The sequence below is a fragment of the Streptomyces sp. NPDC091282 genome (assembly GCF_044757385.1).
In the GTDB taxonomy this organism is placed as follows: Bacteria; Actinomycetota; Actinomycetes; order Streptomycetales; family Streptomycetaceae; genus Streptomyces; species Streptomyces gramineus.
This window is the reverse complement of the sequence record NZ_JBIVUX010000021.1, coordinates 3,195-4,793: the sequence shown is the minus strand read 5'-3', so window position 1 is coordinate 4,793 and position 1,599 is coordinate 3,195. Positions and strand designations below refer to the sequence as shown.

Here is a 1,599-nt window from a genome sequence, read left to right as displayed (position 1 = left end):
GTTCGGCGGTGTCCTACTCTCCCACAGGGTCCCCCCTGCAGTACCATCGGCGCTGTAAGGCTTAGCTTCCGGGTTCGGAATGTAACCGGGCGTTTCCCTCACGCTATGACCACCGAAACACTATGAAACTGTTCAGCCGCACCATACCGTGACCATGGCATGGGGCCGTTCGTGGTTTCAGAACCAACACAGTGGACGCGAGCAACTGAGGACAAGCCCTCGGCCTATTAGTACCGGTCACCTCCACACCTCACGGTGCTTCCAGATCCGGCCTATCAACCCAGTCGTCTACTGGGAGCCTTACCCCATCAAGTGGGTGGGAGTCCTCATCTCGAAGCAGGCTTCCCGCTTAGATGCTTTCAGCGGTTATCCCTCCCGAACGTAGCCAACCAGCCATGCCCTTGGCAGAACAACTGGCACACCAGAGGTTCGTCCGTCCCGGTCCTCTCGTACTAGGGACAGCCCTTCTCAAGACTCCTACGCGCACAGCGGATAGGGACCGAACTGTCTCACGACGTTCTAAACCCAGCTCGCGTACCGCTTTAATGGGCGAACAGCCCAACCCTTGGGACCGACTCCAGCCCCAGGATGCGACGAGCCGACATCGAGGTGCCAAACCATCCCGTCGATATGGACTCTTGGGGAAGATCAGCCTGTTATCCCCGGGGTACCTTTTATCCGTTGAGCGACGGCGCTTCCACAAGCCACCGCCGGATCACTAGTCCCGACTTTCGTCCCTGCTCGACCCGTCGGTCTCACAGTCAAGCTCCCTTGTGCACTTACACTCAACACCTGATTGCCAACCAGGCTGAGGGAACCTTTGGGCGCCTCCGTTACTCTTTAGGAGGCAACCGCCCCAGTTAAACTACCCATCAGACACTGTCCCCCACCCGGATCACGGGCGCGGGTTAGACATCCAGCACGACCAGACTGGTATTTCAACGACGACTCCCCCTGAACTGGCGTCCAGAGTTCAAAGTCTCCCAGCTATCCTACACAAGCCGAACCGAACACCAATATCAAACTGTAGTAAAGGTCCCGGGGTCTTTCCGTCCTGCTGCGCGAAACGAGCATCTTTACTCGTAGTGCAATTTCACCGGGCCTATGGTTGAGACAGTCGAGAAGTCGTTACGCCATTCGTGCAGGTCGGAACTTACCCGACAAGGAATTTCGCTACCTTAGGATGGTTATAGTTACCACCGCCGTTTACTGGCGCTTAAGTTCTCAGCTTCGCCCTGACGAATCAGAGCTAACCGGTCCCCTTAACGTTCCAGCACCGGGCAGGCGTCAGTCCGTATACATCGCCTTACGGCTTCGCACGGACCTGTGTTTTTAGTAAACAGTCGCTTCTCGCTGGTCTCTGCGGCCACCCCCAGCTCACGGAGTAAATCCGGTCACCAGACGTGGCCCCCCTTCTCCCGAAGTTACGGGGGCATTTTGCCGAGTTCCTTAACCATAGTTCACCCGAACGCCTCGGTATTCTCTACCTGACCACCTGAGTCGGTTTAGGGTACGGGCCGCCATGAAACTCGCTAGAGGCTTTTCTCGACAGCATAGGATCATCCACTTCACCACAATCGGCTCGGCATCAGGTCTCAC

General features: G+C 56.8%; 1 rRNA gene and 1 other annotated feature (1 of these 2 cut by a window edge). The gene reads right to left on the bottom strand.

The features are described 5' to 3' along the window. Positions 1-117 (bottom strand): 5S ribosomal RNA (rrf, locus tag ACIQOE_RS41835). Positions 118-207: 90 nt separating this feature from the next. Then, positions 208-1,599: a sequence feature (mutual gap in cmsearch alignment for this rRNA model is longer than 100), on the bottom strand; it runs 1,622 nt beyond the window's last position.